Origin of the sequence: Vibrio sp. MarTm2 (assembly GCF_027587055.1) — a bacterium.
In the GTDB taxonomy this organism is placed as follows: domain Bacteria; phylum Pseudomonadota; class Gammaproteobacteria; order Enterobacterales; family Vibrionaceae; genus Vibrio; species Vibrio sinaloensis_D.
On record NZ_JAPPTK010000003.1, the window covers coordinates 453,809 to 476,096 of the forward strand.

Sequence of the window (22,288 nt, forward strand, 5' to 3'; positions counted from 1 at the left end):
TCTAATGATGCGCGGTGTGTAATCACACGTCCGCTCAATGAAGTGTGGCATGGGCTGCAATTTAATAGAAGGGTGACGGTAAAAGAGACGATTGGTCATTGCGCCAACGTTTTCGCTGGCTTACCATTGTCAGCGGAACGTTATCTAACTGGTTAAATAAATTAGATATTTTCCCATCAAGGATGCAAGTTTATTCAATCTTCACTTTTAAGGATGTAAAGTGTCATGAAGAACATTTCGTTCAAGAATAAAATCGTAGTACTCATCATATCTATTATTTTTACTACGATTCTCACATCATTTATCAGCGTAAATTATTTCATTAGTCACTATATACAACGTACTGATACACAAAGCATTACTCACAGTATTGACCTCATTCAGCAGAAGCTAGAAAAGGATCTGCAAAGCAAGCTTAATCTCGCAACTAGCCTAAACTTTAGCATGATGGATATTAGTGAAACGAAAGAGAGTTCAGGCTTTTATCGTATCGTTAAAATTGTCAATGGTTATGCATTTGATGACAGTGGCAACATGAGTGATGAGGCCGCTGAGCAGTTTATCGCACAAGCGGAATCACACGGGGAAGAGATCAAAATCAGCCCCGTTACCATGATGGACGGCTTACCTGTGATTACTTTTTCAATCAAACGCTTGGACGATTCGGTCGACTTTTTTGTGCTTAACTTGACCGATCTTGGCAAGGTGATCGATGTCTACACGTACCAAGGCAGCTATGCGGAGTTGACCGCAGGTAACATTAAAATCTTTTCAAACACTCAGGCGGGTAACTTTACGCCAGTAAATCGCTCGATTGAACTGGGTGAGCAAACTTGGCAACTGACCGGTTACATTGACAATGACAGCATCGCAGCCAACACCGCGTCGCTGAGTTGGAACGTGACTATTGCGCTAGTGGTAATCGGCGTCGTGATTGTTGTGTTGAGTGTGTTGTTGCTTCATTACTCGTTTAAACCACTAATGCGCCTGAAAGAACTGGTTGCGGATTTGGCGCAAGGAAATGGCGATTTGACTCGCCGCCTGAACGTAGAAAAGCAAGATGAAATTGGCGAGATTTCCAGCTCGATTAACCAGTTTATCGAGAAGTTGCAGACCATGTTTATTGAGGTGTCGGACTCTTCGAAAGGCATTGATTCTGCGGTGCGTGATATTAGCCAGCAGTCATCGTCGAATTTGCATACGTTAAATCAGCACACGCAAGAGACAGAGCAAGTCATCACGGCAGTGGAAGAGATGAGCGCCAGCGCCGTCTCTATCGCGCAAAGTGCAGAAAACGCCGCCCAATTGACTGAGCAAGCAAACCGTTACTCTGAGCAATCGAAGCAAACTGTTGCCAACGCTGTGGAGAGCGTGAGTAACTTAGTTGAGCAAGTGACCTCTATGTCGTCGACCATCAGCACCATGGATGAAGACACCAAGCAAATCAGCACGGTACTGCAAGTGATTGGTGAAATTGCCGAGCAAACCAACTTACTCGCACTGAACGCTGCGATTGAAGCGGCGCGTGCTGGTGAGCAAGGTCGAGGCTTTGCAGTAGTTGCGGATGAGGTTCGCGCATTGGCTGGACGCACTCAACAGAGCACGTCTCAAATCAATGAGATGCTGCAAAAGCTTAAAGAGACGACCAACAGTGTTGTTAATGAGATGGACGTGACGCGTCAAAGTTGTGAAGCCACCGCAGAGCATACCGAACAAGTTATGCTATCGCTCAATGAAGTGACAGACTCGGTGACCGAAATTAATGAAGTGAATATTCACGTTTCCACTTCCGCTCAGCAGCAGCGTCAAGTGACCGATGAAGTCAGCCGCAATATGGTGGCGATTCAAGACATTATTCACACGCTCAATGGCAACGCATCACAAGCCGCTGCGGTCAGTGACGAATTGAGCGGCACATCGCGCAATCTCAGCAGCGTCGTCGGCCAGTTTAAAGTGCAATAACAACAAAGCCCGCGGACCGCGGGCTTTTTTATACAACTATTTGGACATTGGGCTTGGGTTAAGGTGTTACCACGCCAAACCACATATCAAACTGGTCAAACACAGACATGAGTCTGTTGAACTCAACTTGATCAGACACTTTAAAGTGACCCGATTTGATTTCCTCTTCAAGAGTAGATTGCTTCGTCATCATGTTCTCGAATACTTGGCGTGACATAGTAATCGTTAAGTCGGCCGCTTCAAATTGCTTGTCAGAGTAGGACTTTAATACCGAGTTGCTCAAATCCATGGCGTATTGACCATCGCCTTTGACATCGATATTCACTTTGATATCCAACCCTTTCGCCGCGTCCGGTTTTACTGTGACGCCGAGATAGTTCATAAACTGATCAAACGGCATGTTTTTAGCAATCGCCGCGGTGTTCGGCGTTGCGACAGGTTTAATTCCTTCACGTAGTTCTTTAGCGCCACCTAGGTAGTAGTTGCGCCATGGGCCAGATTCGGCTTGGTAACCGAGCTGCTCCATTGCGTCCGCTTCAAGATAACGAGCGTCCATATTATCAGGGTTAGCAAAGGTTACGTTGTTGAGTAGCGTCACTGCCCAGCGGTATTCGCCTTTCGCTATCGCGGCTTCTGCCAGTTCGATCACTTTCTCTTCGCCACCAATGGCTTCGACGTATTTGGCGCCTTGCTCTGTTGGTGTCAGCGGATTTAGGTTAGCTGGGTTGCCGTCCCACCATGCGCCAAAGTAGAAGTCATAGGTCGCACGTGCGTTGTGTGACACCGTGCCGTAGTAGCCGCGGTTGTACCACTCTTTACCGAGTGAATCTGGCAACTGAATAGAAGCGGAAATCTCGTTCGGAGTGTAGCCTTTATTGGCGAGACGCAGAGTTTGGTCGTGGACAAACTTATACATATCGCGCGTTTTTTCTAGCTGATTTTGAATGTTCTCTTTGCCAAAGGTTGGCCAGTGGTGAGACGCAATCATGGTATCGGCTTTGTCACCATAGGCATGGAGAACGTCGTCGATGTACTCCGCCCAAGAGGAAGCATCACGGGTTTTGGCACCGCGCAGTGTAGAGATATTGTGCACAGTGTGCGTCATCACTTCCGCAGCCATCATGGTTTTGTATTGAGGGAAGTAGAACATGAACTCCGACGGCGCTTCTGACTCTTGCGCCATGACTACCTCAAGTTTTATGCCATCAACTTCCATCTCTTGGCCGGTAATGTTGGCAATATGGGTCGGTTTGACAATACCCGGCGCACCAGACGATGTGGTTTTGCCTAAGCCGCCATCGACTTGACCTTTGCGACTGGCCTCTAGCAAATTGCCGTACATGTAGGAAGCGCGGCGTGACATGGTATTGCCTGCCATTAGGTTTTCAGCAATCGAGTGATCGAAGAAGCCTTCAGGAGCAAGAATATCGACTTTACCTGCATCGATGTCTGCTTGGCTGGTGACGCCTAAGATGCCACCAAAATGGTCAACGTGCGAGTGGGTAAAGATAACGCCAGTTACCGGAAGGTCTTCCACGTTGTCACGCAGCAGTTTCAAGCCCGCTGCCGCGGTTTCGGGAGAGATCAAAGGATCGACTACTACCCAGCCCTTGTCGCCACGAATAAAGGACATGACGGAAAGATCAAAGCCGCGCACTTGGTAAACGCCCTCTTTAATTTTAAATAGACCATCAATATTGTTCAGTTTGGCTTGGCGCAGCAGTGACGGGTTAATGGTGTCGGTGTTTGTGTCTTGGTCGATAAAGTCATACTTAGAGAAATCCCAAATGACGTTACCATCGGCGTCTTTGATGGTTTTTTCTGGCCAGGTAGCAATGAAGCCACGAGAGGCATTATCAAAGTCACTTTGGTTGGCGAAGTTTAGGTATTGTTTGAGTTGTTCATTTTTCGCGATAGTGAAGTTTGATGCTTCCTTCGGCGCACTCGTGGTTGGTGCGGCGAAGCTAAGAGTTGGCGCAAGGGTAGCGAGAATTGCCAATGACACGATAGATTTTTGAAGTTTCATAATTTATCTCTCTCTTTTTGGGCGAGCGGACCAGCGCTCGTCGATGGAGAGATAGTAGAACTGGCGGATTAATCAATCGATAGAATAAAGCTAAAAAGTGGATTAAGTTTTATTTAATCCACTAAGAAATTTCGAAACTGAGCTGTGACGTTGAGTAAGGTCTCTTTAAGCCACTGATGACCACTGTCTTGTCGCTGTGATTCGTGCCACGTCATATAGACGGGAAGGGTATTGAGCTCAAAGGGAAGGGGAAGAATCTGCATCTGGTTGGCAGGCGCTAATAGATTGGCGTGCCATTGGCTAGTCACACAGAGCCAGTCGGTTTGCGCTGCCATCATAACGGCGTTGCAGATAGAATCCGTTTTATAGACGATATTGCGTTGCGGCTGAGTATCAATACTCAGTGAGTCGACGATGTCTTGGTTTAATCTCTGCGTACCCCACAACAAGTGCCGCTCAGTGAAAAACTGCTGGTGGCTTATTTCTTGGCGGATTCTCGGGTGATTATGTCGGCAAATCACGACAAGTGGGAGCTCAAACAAAAGCTCGTTATGATAACCGTGCTCATCCAGTGGTGTGGTAGCGAGTATGATGTCGACGCGACGCATGCGCAAATCAGCTTGACGATTAGATTCATCGGTATGCTCAATGTCGGCACTCAGCTTGACGTTTGGTGCATGCTGGTCACGATAATCAATCAAAGGCGGCACAATCATCAAGTCGAGATCTTTGTGGCTTGATAGGCGAAATGTTCGGTTGCTCAGTGACGGATTAAATTGCTGCCTCGATTTAGCGCCGTTTAACAGTAGATTGAGTGGCTCTTGAATTTCCTCATGCAACTCTACGGCAAAGTTGGTCGGGGCAATGCCACGCCCTTTGCGGATCAGCAACGGATCTTGATATTGCTCTCTAAGCCGATTCAATGCTTGGCTGACCGCTGGTGCCGTAATCCCAAGGCTGTCTGCTGCTTCATTAACACTGCGTGTTTTCATTACTACATCGAAGGTTTTGAGTAGATTGAGATCCATCTTGTTTCCTAACATCGGTCAATTACGACTCATCATAACTGGCTTATGAGTGCGAAGAAATATTTACTCTTAGAGTCTTGACCTGTCTACAGCTTTACAGTTTATCCTCGAGCTATTATCAATAGAGGGTTATATTGTGGAATACAAACTATTTAGACCAGAACAAACGCAGCAGATTATTGAATTGTTTACGCGTACGTTTAGTGACTCGGAAGGGGAGTCGGAAGGCAAGGCGATTGGTCGCCTCGTCGCAGACCTTTTAGCGACGACAAGTTGTGAAGACAGATATGTGGTGGTTGCCGAAAAGGAAAATGCGATCCTTGCGAGCATTCTGCTAACGCGTCTGAGCTATGATTCACCAGAGCAAGCATTTTTAGTCGCGCCAGTGGCGGTGGCAACTGAAGTGCAAGGTAAAGGCGTTGGTCAGGCGATTCTCAATTATGGGTTGCAGCTTCTGCGTCAAGAAGGTGTGTCACTGGCTTTTACTTACGGTGACCCTAATTACTACGCTAAGGTAGGGTTTGAAGCTGTGTTAGAAAGCGATTATGCGGCTCCGTTACCACTTAGCTATCCGCATGGTTGGTTGGCTCAATCCTTAACAGAGCAACCACTTTCTGCGATTCAGGGTTCAAGCCACTGCGTGGCGGCATTTAACAAGCCTGAGTTTTGGTAGGCTTTTGGAGAACATCGAATGGATAGTGAACATCCTTCATTGCAACAACTCGGCTGGAAGCCCTATTTCCAGCAGCAGTTAGACCTTACTGAGTTGGAGACGCAATCAATCGGTCGTGTCATTGAACAGCACCGAAGCCAAGTGATTGTGATGACCGATTCTGGACGTGTAACCTTAACATTGACACCTAAGTCGGACAGAGTGTGCGTTGGAGATTGGGTCACGTTTGATGATCAACATCGACTCAGCCGAGTTCTCGAACGTCGCTCGCTGTTTCAGCGTAAAGCGGCGGGTAGCAAGTTAGATACTCAGCTCATTGCTGCCAATATTGATAGTGTTTTTATCGTCTGCTCGCTCAATGATGACTTTAACTTAAACCGCATCGAGCGTTATTTGGCATTAGCTAAAGAGGCAGAAGTTGAACCGATCATCGTGCTGACTAAAGCGGATCAGTGTGAAGAGGTGAGTGAGAAACAGAGCCAAGTACAAAAGCTGGATCCTTTGTTGCTGGTTCACGCGATTAACGCATTGGACGCAGAGCATCTCAACGAGCTGTCCGGTTATTGCGCCACAGGAAAAACCATCGCCCTGCTTGGATCTTCTGGTGTGGGTAAGTCGACGCTGGTCAATGGATTGATGGGTAAAGAAACCATGGCGACCGGAGCAATTCGAGAAGATGACAGTAAAGGCCGCCACACCACGACCTATCGTTCACTTCAATGGCTGCCACATGGCGGATTGTTGATGGACACACCGGGGATGCGCGAATTACAACTGAGTGCTTGTGAACAAGGGATCAGCGAAGCGTTTAGTGAGATTACTGAGCTTGCCGAGCAGTGTAAGTTTTCAGATTGTAGCCATACCTCTGAGCCGGGTTGTGCGATCTTACGTGCGCTAGAGGAAGGGAAACTGGAACAACGCCGTTTAGACAGCTATCTAAAGCTGATGCGTGAGCAAGCCTTCAATAGTGCAACACTGGCGGAAAAACGCGCCAAAGATAAAGCGTTTGGCAAAATGGTTAATACGGTCCAGCAACAATCTCGCTCATTCAAACAAGGGCGATAAAGGCGAGTTCAATGTATAAAATCTCTCAGCTAGGTGAGAAACTGGGGCTATCGAGGACCACTCTTCTCTATTACGAAAAGCTTGGTTTGATTAAAGGCAAGCGGTTGGACAACGGTTATCGACTTTACAGCGATAAAGATCTGCAGCGACTTCGGTTGATTCAGAAGCTACAAGCGGGTGGCTTGACGCTAAAAGAGTGCCAAGCATGTCTTGAGGAAAAGATTGAGCGCGAGATGTTGCTAAAGCGTTTGCACCAGCTAGATCAAGAAATCGCAGAAAAACAAAAGTCTCGCGAGCTGCTCGCGGCATTGGTAGGGGAAGCGCCGATGACCGAATGGCATGAAAACCTTGATGATGTTGCGCCCGATGCCCATGTGGAGTGGTTAAAGAATCAGGGTTTTGATGACAAGCAAATTCAACGTTTACGCTGGTTATCGAAAGACATGAATCAACACGATCTGTATATGGATGACTTTATGCGTGTTTTTGAACCCTTGTCTCGCTGGGGGCCGGGAAGTGATGAAGATACCGCTAGAGCGGCCTCTCTGCTGCCTGCTTCACACTTGGAGTTATTGGAGATTGGTTGCGGTAAAGGACTCTCAACAGAGTGGTTAGCAAAGCATCTCACTTGTCATGTTATCGCGGTTGACAACGAACCTTCGGCACTGGAGGCATTGACGACACGCGCAATCGAAAAAGGGTTTAGCGACACTATCACGACGGTGTGTGCCAATATGGCATCACTTCCGTTTCAAGGGCAAAGTTTTGATGCGATTTGGGCTGAGGGATGCGCTTACCTAATGGGGTTCGAGCAAGCACTGGCAGCATGGCGACCACTACTAAAAAGCGAAGGGGTTCTCGTGATAAGTGATGCTGTGTGGTCTACAAAGCAGCCAGATGCCATGGTTAAAGAGTTTTGGCAGCGAGAGTATCCTCAAATGGTGAGTGCCGAGCAGAGACTGGCAGAAGCCAAATTCGCGGGGTACGACGTTGTGGACATGTTTGCCCTCAGTGAGCAAGCATGGAATAACTACTATCACCCACTCGCCAAACGCGTGGCCGAGTTAAGGGAGTCATTGACAGATTCTTCGGTTTTGAACGACTTAGAGCATGAAATCCTAGTATCTAAAGCGCGCAAAGGGCAGGTTGACTATCAAATGTTTATTCTAAAACCGCGCTCTGTTTAGGCGACTCCTCCACATTTGGATGCTGAAAGGCTTGGTAACGTGGTAACTGAGCCTTTAGGTTTTCAAAGGTTTTACGAGCGCTCTCTTTCGCTAGCTTATTAATCAGCCAATTGGGCAGTGCGCCCCCAGGATCGGCAAAAGCTGTGTATTCAATTAGGGTGGTGCCAGAGGTGAGCTTCTGCAGTTGCCACTGAGCGTTTACCGATTCAATACGAATGTAACCTTCTTGGAGAGGGAAAGTTGCCGGTGGCGCGTCAGTAATGGTTAAGGTAAATCCGAGCTCATCTTGTGTGTATCGGGAGTACGTGACCATGTCACGGTCTTTGGCTGGCCAAGGCGCAGAGAACTGGGTGTAGACAATGTTTTCTGTTGGCGACAGTTGATTCAATATGCGGCTTGAGCTGACGTTATCGACCCAGTTCGAAACGTTTTCCGAGTCTTCCAACAGCGTTAAAAACGCCCCATAGCTGGTCGGCGTGAACATCTGTGTTTTAATCTCGACTAAGCCATCGGTATGTTCACGTGAATAAACGCTAATGCCTTCATTATCGCCCTCAAATTGCCAATAAAGGTTGCTACTTGCCAGCGAGTGAGCGCTTACGATAAGTGCACTAACGGCGAGAGAGCATAATGGTTTATTCATAAGACTGGACCTGAAACCCGAATTAAATCTGATGCTTATATGAATTTAGAACAGTATAGGTGGATTTGCACGAGAGGTTAATGCTTAACGCGACCACGCAATGACTTTGTTTGCGATTTGATGCTTTTGCCTTTAAGGCGGCGTTCTTTGGATGCTCGGGTCGGCTTGGTCTCACGGCGTTTTTTCTGAACCACCATCGCTGAGCGGATAAGCTCTGCGAGTCGTTCCAAGGCGTCTTCGCGGTTTTGCTCTTGCGTGCGATATTGCTGCGCTTTGATCGTAATGACGCCTTCTTTCGAAATCCTGGAATCTCGCAGCGCCAGGATCTTTTCTTTGTAGATATCAGGAAGCGTTGAATGAGGCACACTAAATTGTAGGTGGATCGCGGAAGAAACCTTATTGACGTTCTGCCCGCCAGCTCCTTGAGCTCGAATCGCCGTCAGTTGGATCTCCCAAGCTTGCAGGGTCACGGTGTTTGAGATTTTTAGCATAAGTCAGGGCGTCAACAAATAAGTAGAGGGGCCTATTGTACCTTAAAGGTTAGTTCGATTGGGAGCATGGAGTTCTGGCGTATTGATTATCAATGGATTACTTAGGTTCCCTAAATACCGAAACTGAGACGCGAATTAATCTTTGTTCAATTGCTCGGAAAACTGGCTTTGCTTCGACTAACTTAAAGGGGGAGTCGATAATAGCAAGGAGACGGTTATGCAAATGAATCCAGTTGGTTGGTTTGAAATTTATGTTGATGATATGGAACGAGCGAAAGCCTTTTACGGTGAAATGCTTGGTGTATCGTTTGAACAGCTCACTGATGAAGCGAAAGTGGGCGTCGAGATGTGGGGCTTTCCGTCAAACATGGAACAGTATGGGGCGTCCGGTGCATTAGCTAAGATGAAGGGCGTATCTGCTGGTGGCAACAGTACTATGGTGTACTTTTCTTGTCAGGATTGCGCGGTTGAAGAATCGCGTGTTGAGGGCGCTGGCGGTAAGGTGGTCGCGCAAAAATTTTCGATTGGTGAGCACGGGTTTATCTCGGTTGTCTCAGACTCTGAAGGAAACACAATCGGTCTCCACTCCATGAGCTAGATTTTACGCCCCAGCTAACGCTGGGGCGTTTTCATTATTTCAATGTCGCGGCGGTTTGTTCGCCCATTGCGATTAGCGTGTCTAAGATGCGTTCGCCATCCGCACGTAATCCGTTGTGTTCATACTCATTGGTGATCCATGCTTTCGCATTAGGTATTGTCGCAAGCGTCTCACGGCTAATATCCATTTCAACAAACATGTCATCGGCATACACTGCGCAGCTGACAGGGACCTTGTTGTTCGCCAGTACATCAGCGTTGTAAAGTGGCGCCCAGTCTTGTTTTTCTGCCAACAGTTCTGCTGCGTGCTTGAGCAGCTTTAGGTTCTCATATTGATCGAACATCCAAGGGAAGACCATTTCACCGGTAAACAAGAAGGGCTTGCCAGATTGGTAGTTAAACTCGTCGCGAGTCTGTCTAACGCGGTGCGCACTCCAGTTAGACGCAAAGCCTTGGCAGTAAATCGACTCATGCAAAATGGCGTAAATCGGATTGGTGTGGAAGCCTTGTTCCATCAACATGCTGTTTAGAAACTCATAACGCAGTTGGGTCTTGCCGTTGATTTCCACAAAGGCGTTTTCCAATAGGTAGTAAGTGGGCAAGAAGGTGTCACTCATACCGAAGTTGATGCCAAGCTGCTGGAACTGCTCAACAGTAAAGCGTTGGCCGTTAGGCAAGAACTCATCGTTTTCAAGCAAATGTTCCGCGATGCGTTGACACATCTGTTGTGCTTGCGGGAATTGCTGGAAGAAGGCTTGGTTTTTGTCCATTGTCCGTTTGAACGTCGCTTGGTAGACATCGTCAGGATGGCGAGAGATAGAAGGCACACCGCCAGTAATGTAGCTGCGCGACAAACTCTCAGGAAACAGCGATAAATAGGTCAGTGAACAGAACCCGCCGAAGCTTTGACCGAGAATGGCCCATTTCTCTGCGCCTAGTTGCTCTCGAATAAATTCTGCGTCACGCACAATATTGTCCGCACGGAAATGTGCCAAATAGTCAGCTTGCTCTTGTGGTGATAGAGGGGCTAACGTCTGATGGCTGATGACGGTGCTGTTGCCCGTGCCACGCTGATCAAGCAACAAAACTCGGTATTGTTGCAATGCGCGTTTGACCCAGCCATTGCAGCCGTTTTGGCGCGGAGACGGAAAGCCAGGGCCGCCTTGGAAATAGACTAGGAAGGGCTTTGCGTTATCGCCATCGGCAACCAATGAAAGTTCGCGGGCAAACACTTCGATCGACCCTTGGTCTGGGTTGGCATAGTTGAGTGGCACTTGAAAATAGTGAGGAGTGTATTTGACTCCAGCATCGATAAACGGTTGAGCATTCATATTGTATTTGTACATCCGTGACGTGAGTGATGCGGTATCTTAGCGCTTTGTCGGAGTGATACCAACGTCTGTGTGAGTTTGTGTGTGCTTGGTTAGCGACAGTCGAATTGTGGGTGACCGATATCCTATTTTGCCTTATCCTCAGAGGCCAAGCCTAGGCTTGAATACGACTCATAGACAACGAAAAGAATGAAATTATGAACTATTTTGAATCCCCATTTTCAGGCAAGCCTTTGTCTGAGCAAGTGACCAATCCCAATATTCTAGTAGGGCGACATAGCTACTATTCTGGTTATTATCATGGTCATGGCTTTGATGATTGCGCACGTTACCTCAACCCTGATCGAGACGACGTTGATAAGCTGATTATTGGGAATTTCTGCTCCATTGGCTCAGGTGCGGTCTTTATGATGGCGGGCAACCAAGGCCACAGAAGCGACTGGATAAGTACCTTTCCATTCTTCTATCAAGACGATGAGAATTTTGCCGCTGCAAGTGATGGTTTCGTTCGCGCAGGTGATACGGTGATTGGCAATGATGTTTGGATTGGCTCAGAGGCGATGATTATGGCTGGGGTGACAATTGGCGATGGTGCCATCATTGCCAGTCGAGCGGTCGTAACCAAAGATGTCGCTCCCTACGAGGTAGTCGGATCTAATCCTGCCAAGCATATCAAGTTTCGATTTTCGCCAGAGCAGATCGAGATGTTACTAGAAATGCAGTGGTGGAATTGGTCAGACGAACAACTCAAAGGGGCGATGCGTCACTTATGCTCCGCAGATATTTGTGCGCTGTACGATTATTGGCGACATACCCTTGTACAAGGTTGACTCTTAAGTGAGATAGCCAAGGTATTGAATCGCCATTAGTATTCAATACCTTGAATGTTCGCTATGGTGAGAACTACGTGCAACAGAATGGATAATCCACGATATGTCTAAGCCGTCTTTAATTGAACCCTATCTCGAAAACGCCCATTTTTCTGACTGTTTCTCGGTGACTTTACCAAATCAGCAGCAATCTGCGTTTGAGGTTTATAAAGCGCTGATGAAAAGCTCCCCTCGTTGGGTAAATCGCCTGATGGAACTGCGAAACTTTATTGTCTCGAAGTTGGGTTTAAAGAACCTTGGCAGCATGAATGAGCTAAGTACTGATTTAGATGAAACGGCATGTAAGCCCGGCGACCGCATAGGAATTTTTACCTTAGTGTCGCTCACGCCCAATGAGTTGCTGGCGGAAGATTGCGATACGCATTTAAACGTTCGATTATCTTTTTTGCTGGTTCCAAACGGAGAGTGGGTCACCTTGCATGTAACAACGGTCGTGCATATAAAAAACTGGCTAGGTCGAGTCTATATGCTGCCAGTGGCGCCGATGCATAAGATTATTGTGCCTTCAAGCCTCAAGGCGTTAGAGCGTCAATACCAATAGCGGCCCCAGTCTTGTTCGATTTTTTCGAATAAGAGCCTCCAATCCCTTAGCTCATCATTTTGTCTCAGCCCGATACACTCATTCCTATAGTGAGAAGGAGAAGAATGATGAGCAAGTTAAGAGAAGTCACCCAAATAATTCGTTCGCACGCTACTTCAGACGGCGATGGGGTAAAAATCTCCCGTGTGGCGGGTTTCAATAACAAACACTTTTCTCCATTTCTGATGGTGGACGAGCTCAAGTCTGATCAGCGTTCAGACTATGTGGGTGGTTTTCCTCCTCATCCTCATCGAGGTATCGAGACTCTAACGTATATGATGAAGGGTCATTTTCAGCATCGCGATCACATGGGCAATGTCGGTGAGCTGAGATCAGGCGGCGCCCAATGGATGGCCGCGGGTCGGGGCGTGATTCACAGCGAAATGCCGATTATGCAAGAGGGCGATCTGCATGGTTTCCAGATTTGGATCAACCAACCGGCTCGAGACAAGATGAAGCCAGCTCAGTATTTCGATTTCCAACCTGAAATGATTACCGAGAGAGAATCTTCTGAGACGGGATTACACCGTGTGCTCGCAGGGGCTCTTCATGCCGATGGTGAAATATTAAAAGGGCCGCTAGACAAAACGGGTGTTTCGTTGAGTGTGGCCGATTGGCGAGCAAGTGACAATCAAGCGTCACAGATTCAAACGCCAGAGCACTTCAATATGATGATTTATGTTTACCAAGGCGCGCTTGAGGTGTCAGGAAACTCAGTCTCAAGCGGGCAATTAGCCATCCTTTCGCAAGGCGATTTAGTTGAGCTTAAATCAACGCAAAGTAGTGGAGCACTGCTGTTTTGTGGCGAACCCATCGATGAGCCGGTGGTCCATTATGGCCCGTTTGTAATGAACAGCATGGCTGAAATTGAACAGACCATTCGCGACTACAACGATGGGCTATTTGAAACCTATTAATGCCATTTTTATGCAATTGTTGCTTCAATCCACTGCTGCAGCTTTTTCGCACCGCCGCCCACATGGGCGGCTTTTTTGTGGCGGTTTAACGCGAAAAAGGAAGCCGAAGCTTCCTTTTGAGTGTGATAGGCATTGATGTAAGGATTATGCAGAGAGCTCTTGAGCCGGCTCTTCATCACCTATAAACCCGCCTGTTTGATGGTTCCACAGCTGGGCGTAAATGCCACCACTTTGCACCAACTCTTGGTGAGTGCCTTGCTCGACGACTTCGCCCTTATCAAGCACGATCAGGCGATCCATCGCTGCGATGGTAGACAAACGGTGCGCAATCGCAATAACGGTTTTTCCTTCCATCAGTTCATCCAAGCTCTCTTGGATGGCCGCTTCGACTTCCGAATCCAGCGCTGAAGTCGCTTCGTCAAGAATCAGCAATGGCGCATCTTTGAGTAACACGCGAGAGATTGCGATACGTTGACGTTGCCCGCCAGACAATTTCACGCCTCGCTCACCCACTTGAGCATCGTATCCGGTGTTGCCAAATGGGTCGCTCAGGGTTTCGATAAACTCATGAGCGTGCGCTTGTTTGGTGGCTCGCAGTAGATCGTCTTCCGTGGCATCTGGGTTGCCGTAGAGAATATTATCGCGAATCGAGCGGTGCAGCAGTGAGGTATCTTGAGTCACCATGCCAATTTTCGCGCGCAGCGAATCTTGAGTAACGTCAGAAATCACTTGGCCATCAATCTTGATCTTGCCGCTTTCTACATCATGGAAACGCAGCAGTAAGTTCACTAAGGTCGATTTACCTGCACCAGAGCGCCCCACTAAGCCGACTTTCTCTCCGGGCTTAATGTTCAAGTTTAGGTTGCTAATAACCCCTTTGGTTTTATCCCCGTAGTGGAAACTAACGTTATCGAACTCGATGCCGCCTTGTTCGACAGTCAGAGGTTTAGCGTTGTCCTTGTCTTGAATATCAATGGGTTTTGAAAGCGTCTTAATGCCATCAACCACGGTACCCATGTTTTCAAATAGCGCGCCGACTTCCCACATGATCCACATCGACATACCATTAATACGTAGCGCCAATGCAATCGCGATGGCTATTGACCCCACGCTAATCGAGCCATCCATCCAAAGATAAATTGACAGTGCGCCGACGGAAAAGACCAATAAATAGTTGGTGATTTCTACCGCAACGTCAAAACCGGTGACCAAGCGCATTTGCTTGTACACCGTATCAAGGAAGCCACGCATGCCTTTTTCGGCGTACTCGGTTTCGCGTTTGCTGTGGGAAAATAACTTAACCGTCGCGATGTTGGTGTAACTGTCCACAATTCGGCCTGTCATGGTCGAACGCGCATCTGCTTGTTCCGAAGCGACCTTTTTCAATTTCGGCACAAAATAGATTTGGATCGCGACATAACAGCCTAGCCAAATCATCATCGGGATCATCAGACGAATATCAGCTTGCGCCAGCAATACGATCATTGCGGTGAAGTAAACCGAGACATAGACAAAAACGTCCATGGTTTTCATCACGGTTTCTCTTACTGCCAGCGAGGTTTGCATCACTTTGGTTGCGACACGTCCGGCAAAATCATCTTGGTAGAAATTGATGCTCTGCTTTAACAAGTATCGGTGTGCTAACCAACGAATCGACATTGGGTAGTTACCAAGCAGGGTTTGGTGCGCCAAGAGTGAGTAACTGGTGACCAAAACTGGCATCACAACCAAAAGTAGAATGGCGTAAAAAATGAGCTCACTTTTGTTGTCTTGCCAAAATGTCTCCGGGTTGCTGGTTGATAGCCAATCTACAAGGTTACCCATGGCACCGAACAGTGACACTTCCACAATAGCAACGATCATAGCCATGAAAGACATGATGATCAGTGGAATTTCATATCCACGTGTGTAGTAACGGCAAAAGGCAAAAATACCCGTAGGGGGCTGCCCGGGTTCTTCATCGGGAAAAGGTTTGGTAAACCCTTCAAATTTCTTAAACATACATGTTTCCTAAACGCACAAATGACACTGAATGTGTCGATACGACGAGTGTGTTCGTCCATTAATGGGGAAGGCTTATCAATGGTATACGTTTCGTAATTAAAATGTAACTAGTGGAATATTCTTAATTTTGCATAATATCCAACCCAATAGAGCAAACCGTCTTTGTGGCAATAAATTTCCCTATATAAAATTTAAATTTCAGTAAATATTACTGAATTGAGCGTGTTCATCCCCTTAACTTCAGTGATTTTTGATTTAACAATATGTCTACAATTGGCTTCATTGAGTGAGGAAAAATGAGTTTGTCACGATGTTGAAACAGCAAACCCGACTAAAAAAACAATCAGAAGTGGTTCAAAACGCTAATTGCGTAGTGATGGTGCCACCAAAAGAATTTGCGTTTAACGCGGAAACGGCGAAGGACAACGAATTCCAGCATCAGGTGAATGATACCAATGAACATATTCGTCATATGGCGATGCAAGAGTTCAACCACATGGTTGACCAGCTTCGTCATGCTGGTGTTCAGGTGGTGGTATTTGATTACCCAACTGGTGATGTTGAAACGCCAGACGCTGTTTTCCCGAACAACTGGTTCAGCACAACGCCAAGTGGAGAGCTCTTTACGTTCCCGATGGCCTGTCATAATCGCCAGCAAGAAGTCAAACCGGATGCGCTTCGAGAAACACTTGAACTGGCGGGACGCCAAGTAAGCAGTGTTGACTCTTTGACCTCTTATCTAGAGATTGACGCGCACTTGGAAAGCACCGGTGTGATGGTGATGGACCACCCAAACAAGACGATTTACGCAGCACTTTCCCAGCGCTGCGATCGTGAAGTGCTAGAAGATTACGCAGAGCGAATTGGATATAGCCGTGTGGTCTCTTTCCAGACAGCGCTGCCTTCTGGCAAGCCGATTTATCACACCAATGTGATGATGGCGATCGGTGAGAATTTCTGTGTCATATGCGATGAAGTGATCCCGGAGTTTGAACGTCGATTCGTGATTAAGTCATTGGCTAAAGACAAGCAAGTAATCTCCATCTCGATGGAGCAGATGAATCAATTCTGTGGAAATATACTGCAACTAGAGACCATCAATGGTGAGAAAGTGATTGCAATGTCGCAGTCAGCTTACGATGCGTTTTCGCCGGCGCAGCGTGTCCAACTCTCTACCCACGGCCGTTTGATGCCATTTAACGTCCAGACGATTGAAAACATCGGCGGGGGAAGCGTCCGTTGCATGTTGGGTGAAGTGTTCTTGCCAAGCCGCTCTCGCATTTTGTAGTGGCGGTTGGATCAGCAATAAAATAGATAGCGGCGCTTTCTCAATTGGGAAAGCGCTTTTGTTTTTTTGGGCTATTGGTAATACTTTTCCAACGATTGAGTCAGAGCGTCTAGATTCACTGGCACGACGCCTGATTTATCGCTCTCCTTTTCGACCAAACCTTCATCAATCAGCTCGCGGATGATGCGTGTGTATGCCCGTTCGGTACAGCCAAATCGTTGCGCTTCTTGATACATATAGCTGTGACCTTGAGACTTCTCGTTACACGTATGACGATCAACTATATCTTTGATGATGTTGTATTTCAGTGGATATAAGGATCGTTCAATCGCAATGCCCATGGTGTTGAGGTAGATGTTCGACATTCTATGGTTCATCCAAAATGCGATATGCCCATCTTGAAGTAGTAGCTCAGCAAACTGGTCCATGGGAATGGCGATCAATTCTACGTCTGATGTGGCTACCACACTGAATGGGCTGGGGCCGTCAGAAAAGAATTCCATTTCACCAAAAAAATTGTCTGCGAGATGGTAGTCACCCAAGCTGAGCGTCTTGCCGTTCTCTGCTGTGTGCAACACAGAAAACTGCGCGTTGTCCGCCCAGTAGACCTCGCTTACTTGCGTATGTTGCTTGATGATGAAGTCGCCTTTGGAGACTTGAATGGTGCGATATTCTTGGTTTTTGACCCATTGACGGATTTTGCTCAACCCTTCGGCCAATATTTTGCTTTTATCCATAGTGATTTATCTACAATGCCCAAGTGAAATTTTTTGTTCTACCGGACAATTGTCGTGTTGCTAACCTTGGTCGATCATATAACATGAGTTTTATCGTTATCAAAAACAAAAGATAAAGCGTGATTTACCTGACGGTGACTATAGTTATAGTGTGACCACGATAGGCGTTTTATCGAATAAAAAGTAAAAGTTAGGACGTAAACAGATGAATTACTTTGATCTTCCAAAAATCGATCTTCACTGCCACCTAGATGGTAGCCTTCGCCCGCAAACCGTTATTGATTTGGCGGCGGAGCAAAAAATTGAGTTACCTAGCCAAGATCCTGCAGTGATCAAAGAGATGATGGTTGCGCCTGAAACTTGCCCTAATCTACAAGAGTATCTAGACCGTTTTGCTTTGCCGATTCAAGTGATGCAAACCAAAGAAAGTCTTGAACGTATTTCGTTTGAACTGTTTGAAGACGCAGCGAAAGAAAACGTTAAGTACCTAGAGGTGCGTTTTGGACCTCAGTTACATACTCAGCAAGGATTAACTTACGCGGAAATCATCGACAGTGTGGTTAAGGGCATGAAGCGTGCAGAAGCGTTGTACGACATTCATGGCAACTACATTCTGTCATTGGTCAAATTGCTGCCAATCGATTCGGTAAACGACATCATTGATGCGGGTGTACCATTTGTAGGCAAAGGCGTTGTCGCTTTTGACTTAGCAGGCGCAGAGCTGGATAACTTCGCTCACGATTACGTTGAGTACACTCAGTATGCGCGCGAGCAGGGTTATCGCATTACCATTCACGCTGGTGAGCAAGGTTGCGGTCAAAACGTGTACGACGCGATTGAGTTGCTAGGCGCAGAGCGCATTGGCCACGGTGTTGCAATTAAAGATCACGCTGAGGCTTATCAACGCGTTAAAGAAGATGTGGTTGGCTTAGAAGCTTGCCCAAGCAGCAACGTTCAAACCAAAGCGATTCCTGAACTGAAAGCGCACCCGTTAAACGATTTCCACAAAGATGGCCTGGCTGTGACGATCAACACGGATAACCGCACGGTATCGAACACAACAATGACGGATGAAGTGACCAAGGTGATGGAGCAGTTTGAGCTAACTGCTGAAGACTACAAGCAGATTTACACGGCGAGTGTTGAACAAGCATTTGCTTCAGATGATGTGAAGAAGCACTTGATGCAGTTTGTTTAATCGCAGTTGAGCGTTATACAAAAGAAAAACCGCCCAATCAGTTGGGCGGTTTTTTATTGCTTAGAACTTAACTTGGTAGTTCAGCGTGAATGTACGGCCGCGGCTGCGGTAATCGTACGCTTCTGCTGCGTAGTGGCGCGCGTATAGAATTTGAGCACGTTGACCCCAAATCGTCGTGTAGTCTGCATTTAGAAGGTTTTGAATACCGAAACCTAAGCTACCCACAGGCAGTTGGTAGCTACCAACAAGGTCGAATGTTGTGTAGCCTTCCAGTTTGTTGTCCGCGTCATCTTCGTAGTCAAACATGGTTTGGCTTTGCAGTTTCGCTGCTAGGTTGTCGTCGTACCAACCCAACCAAGCGCTGGCTTTTGATGTACTTGCATTTCCTGCGCTCATCTTGTCCCAGCCGCTCTCTGCTTCAACTTCAGAAATCACATAGTGACCTGAAGCGCCCAGTTGCAGGTTGCTCGTTACCCAGTAAGAGGCCATACCTTCAGCACCGTAGACGCGTTGCTTGTCGTCCAACTTCTCGATAAGTAGCGTGGTGCGGTTGTATTTGATGCTGCGGTCAGATTGTGAGTAGTAAGCTGCCGTTTGGACATTAAAGTTGTTTTGGTTAGTACGGAAACCAAGTTCGACACTGTTGGTTTTCACACCTTCCATTTTCGAAGAGTCAACGTTGATGCTGTTTTGCAAAGACCAGTGGCCGTTAGCATCTGGCGCCGACGAGTAGCTACCTTGGCCGTAGTACTTCGCTGGATCGGCTAAGTCAAAACCTTGCGAGAAGTTTGCCCAGATCTGCGTTGCATCGCTTAAGCTGTAGATGGTCCCTAGGTTTGCAAGAACAATGTTGTAGCTTGTTTCACCGCCCGGAACCGCATCTGCTGATGTGCCATTCCCTGCCGCGATTTTCTTTTGCACACTGTAGGCAACGAAGTCGTCGATTTTGTTGTTCATGTACTGGTAACGGAAGCCACCTTGCAGTTGCCAGTCGTCAGTGATTGCCCAATCCGCTTGGATAAAGCCTGCGACGGAGCCGACTTCCACACCAGGGTAACGACCCGTTGTCGCGTACGTCTCGTTGATTAGGTTACCAGAGTTGCCAGCAATGGTCGGATCGAATAAGGCTTGGTTGCTGTCCAGTTTGTCGCGATAAGCATCGACACCATAGATAAGGTTTACGGCACCAAACTGCTTGGAAAGTGCTGTTTTCAACGTAAGCACATCGGTAATTTGTTGCGATGCACCTTGGTAGTATGGGGTGTAGGTTTGGTCTTCTTTACGATAAGAGGCCTCGGCGATTAACTGATGACCTAAGAAGGCTTCATTGTTGTAGACTGCGCTCAGCATAATGCGCTCTGTACCGTGTTGACGGTCAGATTTAAACCCATCACGCACATCGACAAAGTTTCGGCCCTCAATGTACAGCCCGTACGGTGAGTCTTGTTCACTGTCATAGTACTGGCCAAATAAGCTGAGGCTTTGCGTATCTGTGAGGTTGATGTTGGCGCTCGCCATCACGTCAAAAGTTTCGTTAAATTGAAGTGAACCTTGCGAGATGTCAGGAGTTATGATGTCACCATCAGCATCATAGAAACCTTGTGTCTTTGAGTACACGATCGAGGTACGAGCTTGAACTTTTTCGTTGCCGCCAGCAATGGACTGAGCAAATCGGTAGTCGAGATCTTTGCTTGAGTTAAATCCGGTTGCACCGCCAACCAGCGTTTCAAGCTCAAGGCCATCTTCAGAGCCTTTTTTGGTCACAATGTTGATGACGCCGCCTGATGCGCCTGCGCCGTAAATCGATGTCGCACCCGAAAGCACTTCGATGCGTTCAATGTTGAACGGGTCGATGGAATCTAGGTGGCGGCTGATTGGACGCGAAGATTGCAGCGAGACACCATCGATCATCACTAGCATTTTGCGTCCACGAAGGTTTTGACCATAGTTTGTACGTGCGCCGCTGCTAATATCCAGTGACGGAATGGCGGTCGCGAGGATTTCCCCTAAGGTTTTACCACCACGATATTCCTGCTCAACCTGTTCAGATTCGATGTACCAGACGGTGCCTGGAATATCGCTGATCGCTTTCGGTAGGCGACTCGACACCACGACCATTTCATCAAACGTGGTGGTGTCTTGCGCTTGTACCGCAACTGCGGCTGTTGTTGAAGCTATCGCTAATGCGATGGTTGATAGAGGAAAACTTCCTTTGTTCAGTTTCATTTTTATCTCTGTTTTTAAATGAAGAAAGCCAAACCATGTGTCGGGTTTTATGGCTTCCAATGTTGCTACAAAAAGCGGGTACTCAGCTTTGTGTGAGCAAGTTGAGTACCTGCAAATAACGAAAACTTTCTGACTTACGCCACCACCTTGCTGATGGCGCTATCAGGGGAGAGCCATTCAATCATGCCTTGCCCCGAGTCGGTGGCGTAAAGAGTTTGTCCAGCGAGCTGGTTGATGATTTGCGCACTTCGCCACGCCATTAAACTGAGCTGTGGCTCGGCAATGCCGTGACTGTGCATGCCGGCGTTTACGGCGAAAATCTTGTTGTTTTCAGAACCTGCCCATTTGAGCTCAAAGTTGGCGGTGAGCTGATAGCGGTTGTTCTCATCGAGATCGAGCAGTGGCAAAATCCCGTTCAGACAAGTAGGTGTTGGCGCTTCAAATCCGGTGGCGAGAATAACGATGTCCGCTTGGTGGTATTCTGTTTGCTGGCTTAGCGCATTGCCCGCGCAGAGCTCGTAGCCAGTATTGATTTCACGCATATTGGTTAAAGTACGATGAGGCAGCAATCTCACCCACTTTTCTTCTTTGAGAACATCAAAGCGGTGGTAGAGCTCTTGATAAATCGTCAGTAGGGCCTTTTGTGTTATGCCATCTGAGGTGAGCTTTTGCTGAGTAATCTCGTTGCGTTTAACGTCCGGCGATAGGTTGATGAATGCATTCACATAATCCGGTGCGAAGAATTCATTAGTAAACGCGGCTTCGTCGAGCGGTTGGAAATTGGAACGACGCGATAGCCAATCCAATGAGCGAGGTTTGCCCCATTTGCTTTGCAATACATTGAGAAAAATGTCCGCGCCACTTTGACCTCCACCAACGATCATGACGCGTTTGTTGGTGAAATCTCGATCTCGCAGCCCAATCTCGGCTGCATGAAACACCTTGTCGCTAATGAACTTTTTGCTGCAGTCAGGGAATGACGGCACCTTGCCTGTTCCGATACATAAGTTGTTGGCGTGGTAAGCGCCTTGATTGGTATGAAGGGTGAACTGCTCGCCGTCGTAATCAACGTGCTCTACCTTAGTTGAGAACTTAACGTTTCCCATTTGGTGTGCTGCCCAAGCAAGGTAGTCTGAGAACTCATGTCGGCTGATGCAGTTCAGCTCCGCCGAGAGGAAACGGTAGAACTTTTTGTTCCTAACCAGATACGAGAGAAAGGAGTAACGATTCTCCGGATCGACGGCACTGACTAAATCTTTTAAAAACATGGTCTGCATGTTGGTGTTATCTAATAGCAAACCAGGGTGCCAAGAAAAGCGTTCACGACCTTCAAAAAATGTGGCATTGATTTGAGGCTGCGTGTCTAAAAGTGCGGCGACACTGAGGTTAAAGGGGCCGACCCCAATACCTGCAAGATCGAGTTTGACGTTGTTAGTGTTGTCCAT

General features: G+C 47.4%; 20 protein-coding genes. 10 read left to right on the forward strand and 10 right to left on the reverse strand.

The features are described 5' to 3' along the window. Positions 1-225 precede the first annotated feature (225 nt). Positions 226-1,962 carry a methyl-accepting chemotaxis protein gene (locus OH458_RS09695; RefSeq protein WP_269978166.1) on the forward strand — a complete coding sequence of 579 codons (1,737 nt, stop codon included), beginning with the start codon at positions 226-228 and terminating at the stop codon, positions 1,960-1,962. Between the two features lie 58 nt (positions 1,963-2,020). Here OH458_RS09695 and OH458_RS09700 read toward each other — a convergent pair whose 3' ends face one another. Further along, positions 2,021-3,988: an alkyl/aryl-sulfatase gene (locus OH458_RS09700; protein ID WP_269978167.1), complete on the reverse strand. Its 1,968-nt coding sequence runs from the start codon at positions 3,986-3,988 to the stop codon at positions 2,021-2,023. A gap of 113 nt (positions 3,989-4,101) precedes the next feature. Next, on the reverse strand, positions 4,102-5,016 hold the full coding sequence (locus OH458_RS09705) for a LysR family transcriptional regulator (RefSeq protein WP_269978168.1): 915 nt from the start codon (positions 5,014-5,016) through the stop codon (positions 4,102-4,104). Positions 5,017-5,152: 136 nt separating this feature from the next. Between OH458_RS09705 and OH458_RS09710 the strand changes: the two genes are divergently transcribed. The 3 genes from OH458_RS09710 to OH458_RS09720 are packed head-to-tail and all read left to right on the forward strand — an operon-like array spanning position 5,153 to position 7,941. Next, positions 5,153-5,689 carry a GNAT family N-acetyltransferase gene (locus tag OH458_RS09710; RefSeq protein WP_269978169.1) on the forward strand — a complete coding sequence of 179 codons (537 nt, stop codon included), beginning with the start codon at positions 5,153-5,155 and terminating at the stop codon, positions 5,687-5,689. Between the two features lie 18 nt (positions 5,690-5,707). After that, the gene (gene rsgA, locus OH458_RS09715) at positions 5,708-6,754 is read left to right on the forward strand and encodes a ribosome small subunit-dependent GTPase A (protein ID WP_269978170.1); all 1,047 of its coding nucleotides are present in this window, start codon (positions 5,708-5,710) and stop codon (positions 6,752-6,754) included. An 11-nt stretch (positions 6,755-6,765) separates the two neighbouring features. Next, entirely contained in the window at positions 6,766-7,941 is a 1,176-nt protein-coding gene (locus tag OH458_RS09720) for a MerR family transcriptional regulator (RefSeq protein ID WP_269978171.1), read from the forward strand. On the opposite strand, the gene OH458_RS09725 is transcribed toward OH458_RS09720, so the two are convergent. Together OH458_RS09725 and arfB are read right to left on the reverse strand one after the other, a co-directional pair. Then, the gene (locus OH458_RS09725) at positions 7,916-8,584 is read right to left on the reverse strand and encodes an START domain-containing protein (RefSeq protein ID WP_269978172.1); all 669 of its coding nucleotides are present in this window, start codon (positions 8,582-8,584) and stop codon (positions 7,916-7,918) included. The genes OH458_RS09720 and OH458_RS09725 overlap by 26 nt on opposite strands. Positions 8,585-8,661: 77 nt before the next feature. Next, positions 8,662-9,075: an alternative ribosome rescue aminoacyl-tRNA hydrolase ArfB gene (arfB, locus tag OH458_RS09730; RefSeq protein WP_005469583.1), complete on the reverse strand. Its 414-nt coding sequence runs from the start codon at positions 9,073-9,075 to the stop codon at positions 8,662-8,664. 217 nt (positions 9,076-9,292) lie between these two features. Here arfB and OH458_RS09735 point away from each other — a divergent pair, with 217 nt between their 5' ends. Next, on the forward strand, positions 9,293-9,673 hold the full coding sequence (locus tag OH458_RS09735) for a VOC family protein (protein ID WP_038187440.1): 381 nt from the start codon (positions 9,293-9,295) through the stop codon (positions 9,671-9,673). A 34-nt stretch (positions 9,674-9,707) separates the two neighbouring features. Here OH458_RS09735 and OH458_RS09740 read toward each other — a convergent pair whose 3' ends face one another. Further along, a complete protein-coding gene (locus tag OH458_RS09740) occupies positions 9,708-11,003 on the reverse strand; it encodes an alpha/beta fold hydrolase (RefSeq protein ID WP_269978173.1) in 1,296 nt (431 codons plus the stop codon). A 197-nt stretch (positions 11,004-11,200) separates the two neighbouring features. Here OH458_RS09740 and catB point away from each other — a divergent pair, with 197 nt between their 5' ends. The 3 genes from catB (at position 11,201) to OH458_RS09755 (ending at position 13,390) form a co-directional block, all read left to right on the forward strand. Further along, the gene (gene catB / locus OH458_RS09745) at positions 11,201-11,833 is read left to right on the forward strand and encodes a type B chloramphenicol O-acetyltransferase (protein WP_269978174.1); all 633 of its coding nucleotides are present in this window, start codon (positions 11,201-11,203) and stop codon (positions 11,831-11,833) included. A 103-nt stretch (positions 11,834-11,936) separates the two neighbouring features. After that, on the forward strand, positions 11,937-12,434 hold the full coding sequence (locus OH458_RS09750; RefSeq protein ID WP_269978175.1) for a DUF2867 domain-containing protein: 498 nt from the start codon (positions 11,937-11,939) through the stop codon (positions 12,432-12,434). Positions 12,435-12,541: 107 nt separating this feature from the next. Next, positions 12,542-13,390 (forward strand): pirin family protein, encoded by an 849-nt coding sequence (locus OH458_RS09755; protein WP_269978176.1) that lies wholly within the window; start codon positions 12,542-12,544, stop codon positions 13,388-13,390. An 8-nt stretch (positions 13,391-13,398) separates the two neighbouring features. Here the strand turns inward: OH458_RS09755 and OH458_RS09760 are convergent, their stop codons facing one another. Both OH458_RS09760 and OH458_RS09765 read right to left on the reverse strand, forming a co-directional pair. Then, a complete protein-coding gene (locus tag OH458_RS09760) occupies positions 13,399-13,566 on the reverse strand; it encodes a hypothetical protein (protein ID WP_269978283.1) in 168 nt (55 codons plus the stop codon). Next, complete coding sequence (locus OH458_RS09765; RefSeq protein ID WP_269978177.1) at positions 13,535-15,391, reverse strand: ABC transporter ATP-binding protein; 1,857 nt, start codon at positions 15,389-15,391, stop codon at positions 13,535-13,537. The genes OH458_RS09760 and OH458_RS09765 overlap by 32 nt, the downstream gene beginning before the upstream one ends. Before the next feature lie 313 nt (positions 15,392-15,704). On the opposite strand from OH458_RS09765, the gene OH458_RS09770 reads away from it, so the two are divergent. Continuing rightward, entirely contained in the window at positions 15,705-16,682 is a 978-nt protein-coding gene (locus tag OH458_RS09770; RefSeq protein ID WP_039477153.1) for an arginine deiminase-related protein, read from the forward strand. A gap of 71 nt (positions 16,683-16,753) precedes the next feature. Here the strand turns inward: OH458_RS09770 and OH458_RS09775 are convergent, their stop codons facing one another. Beyond that, a complete protein-coding gene (locus OH458_RS09775; RefSeq protein ID WP_269978178.1) occupies positions 16,754-17,419 on the reverse strand; it encodes a Crp/Fnr family transcriptional regulator in 666 nt (221 codons plus the stop codon). A 205-nt stretch (positions 17,420-17,624) separates the two neighbouring features. Between OH458_RS09775 and add the strand changes: the two genes are divergently transcribed. After that, positions 17,625-18,617 (forward strand): adenosine deaminase, encoded by a 993-nt coding sequence (gene add, locus OH458_RS09780; protein ID WP_038134810.1) that lies wholly within the window; start codon positions 17,625-17,627, stop codon positions 18,615-18,617. A 60-nt stretch (positions 18,618-18,677) separates the two neighbouring features. On the opposite strand, the gene OH458_RS09785 is transcribed toward add, so the two are convergent. Continuing rightward, complete coding sequence (locus tag OH458_RS09785) at positions 18,678-20,843, reverse strand: TonB-dependent receptor (RefSeq protein ID WP_269978179.1); 2,166 nt, start codon at positions 20,841-20,843, stop codon at positions 18,678-18,680. Between the two features lie 134 nt (positions 20,844-20,977). After that, positions 20,978-22,288 (reverse strand): lysine N(6)-hydroxylase/L-ornithine N(5)-oxygenase family protein, encoded by a 1,311-nt coding sequence (locus OH458_RS09790; RefSeq protein WP_269978180.1) that lies wholly within the window; start codon positions 22,286-22,288, stop codon positions 20,978-20,980.

Bases quoted from the DNA above. Each gene is read 5' to 3' on its own strand.
- OH458_RS09760 (WP_269978283.1), bottom strand. From the start codon at position 13,566: ATGAAGAGCCGGCTCAAGAGCTCTCTGCATAATCCTTACATCAATGCC.
- add (WP_038134810.1), top strand. From the start codon at position 17,625: ATGAATTACTTTGATCTTCCAAAAATCGATCTTCACTGCCACCTAGAT.
- OH458_RS09785 (WP_269978179.1), bottom strand. From the start codon at position 20,843: ATGAAACTGAACAAAGGAAGTTTTCCTCTATCAACCATCGCATTAGCG.
- catB (WP_269978174.1), top strand. From the start codon at position 11,201: ATGAACTATTTTGAATCCCCATTTTCAGGCAAGCCTTTGTCTGAGCAA.
- OH458_RS09765 (WP_269978177.1), bottom strand. From the start codon at position 15,391: ATGTTTAAGAAATTTGAAGGGTTTACCAAACCTTTTCCCGATGAAGAA.
- OH458_RS09720 (WP_269978171.1), top strand. From the start codon at position 6,766: ATGTATAAAATCTCTCAGCTAGGTGAGAAACTGGGGCTATCGAGGACC.
- OH458_RS09740 (WP_269978173.1), bottom strand. From the start codon at position 11,003: ATGAATGCTCAACCGTTTATCGATGCTGGAGTCAAATACACTCCTCAC.
- OH458_RS09790 (WP_269978180.1), bottom strand. From the start codon at position 22,288: ATGGACAACACTAACAACGTCAAACTCGATCTTGCAGGTATTGGGGTC.
- OH458_RS09775 (WP_269978178.1), bottom strand. From the start codon at position 17,419: ATGGATAAAAGCAAAATATTGGCCGAAGGGTTGAGCAAAATCCGTCAA.
- OH458_RS09725 (WP_269978172.1), bottom strand. From the start codon at position 8,584: ATGAATAAACCATTATGCTCTCTCGCCGTTAGTGCACTTATCGTAAGC.
- OH458_RS09750 (WP_269978175.1), top strand. From the start codon at position 11,937: ATGTCTAAGCCGTCTTTAATTGAACCCTATCTCGAAAACGCCCATTTT.
- OH458_RS09755 (WP_269978176.1), top strand. From the start codon at position 12,542: ATGAGCAAGTTAAGAGAAGTCACCCAAATAATTCGTTCGCACGCTACT.
- arfB (WP_005469583.1), bottom strand. From the start codon at position 9,075: ATGCTAAAAATCTCAAACACCGTGACCCTGCAAGCTTGGGAGATCCAA.
- OH458_RS09700 (WP_269978167.1), bottom strand. From the start codon at position 3,988: ATGAAACTTCAAAAATCTATCGTGTCATTGGCAATTCTCGCTACCCTT.
- OH458_RS09695 (WP_269978166.1), top strand. From the start codon at position 226: ATGAAGAACATTTCGTTCAAGAATAAAATCGTAGTACTCATCATATCT.
- OH458_RS09770 (WP_039477153.1), top strand. From the start codon at position 15,705: ATGTTGAAACAGCAAACCCGACTAAAAAAACAATCAGAAGTGGTTCAA.
- OH458_RS09705 (WP_269978168.1), bottom strand. From the start codon at position 5,016: ATGGATCTCAATCTACTCAAAACCTTCGATGTAGTAATGAAAACACGC.
- OH458_RS09735 (WP_038187440.1), top strand. From the start codon at position 9,293: ATGCAAATGAATCCAGTTGGTTGGTTTGAAATTTATGTTGATGATATG.
- rsgA (WP_269978170.1), top strand. From the start codon at position 5,708: ATGGATAGTGAACATCCTTCATTGCAACAACTCGGCTGGAAGCCCTAT.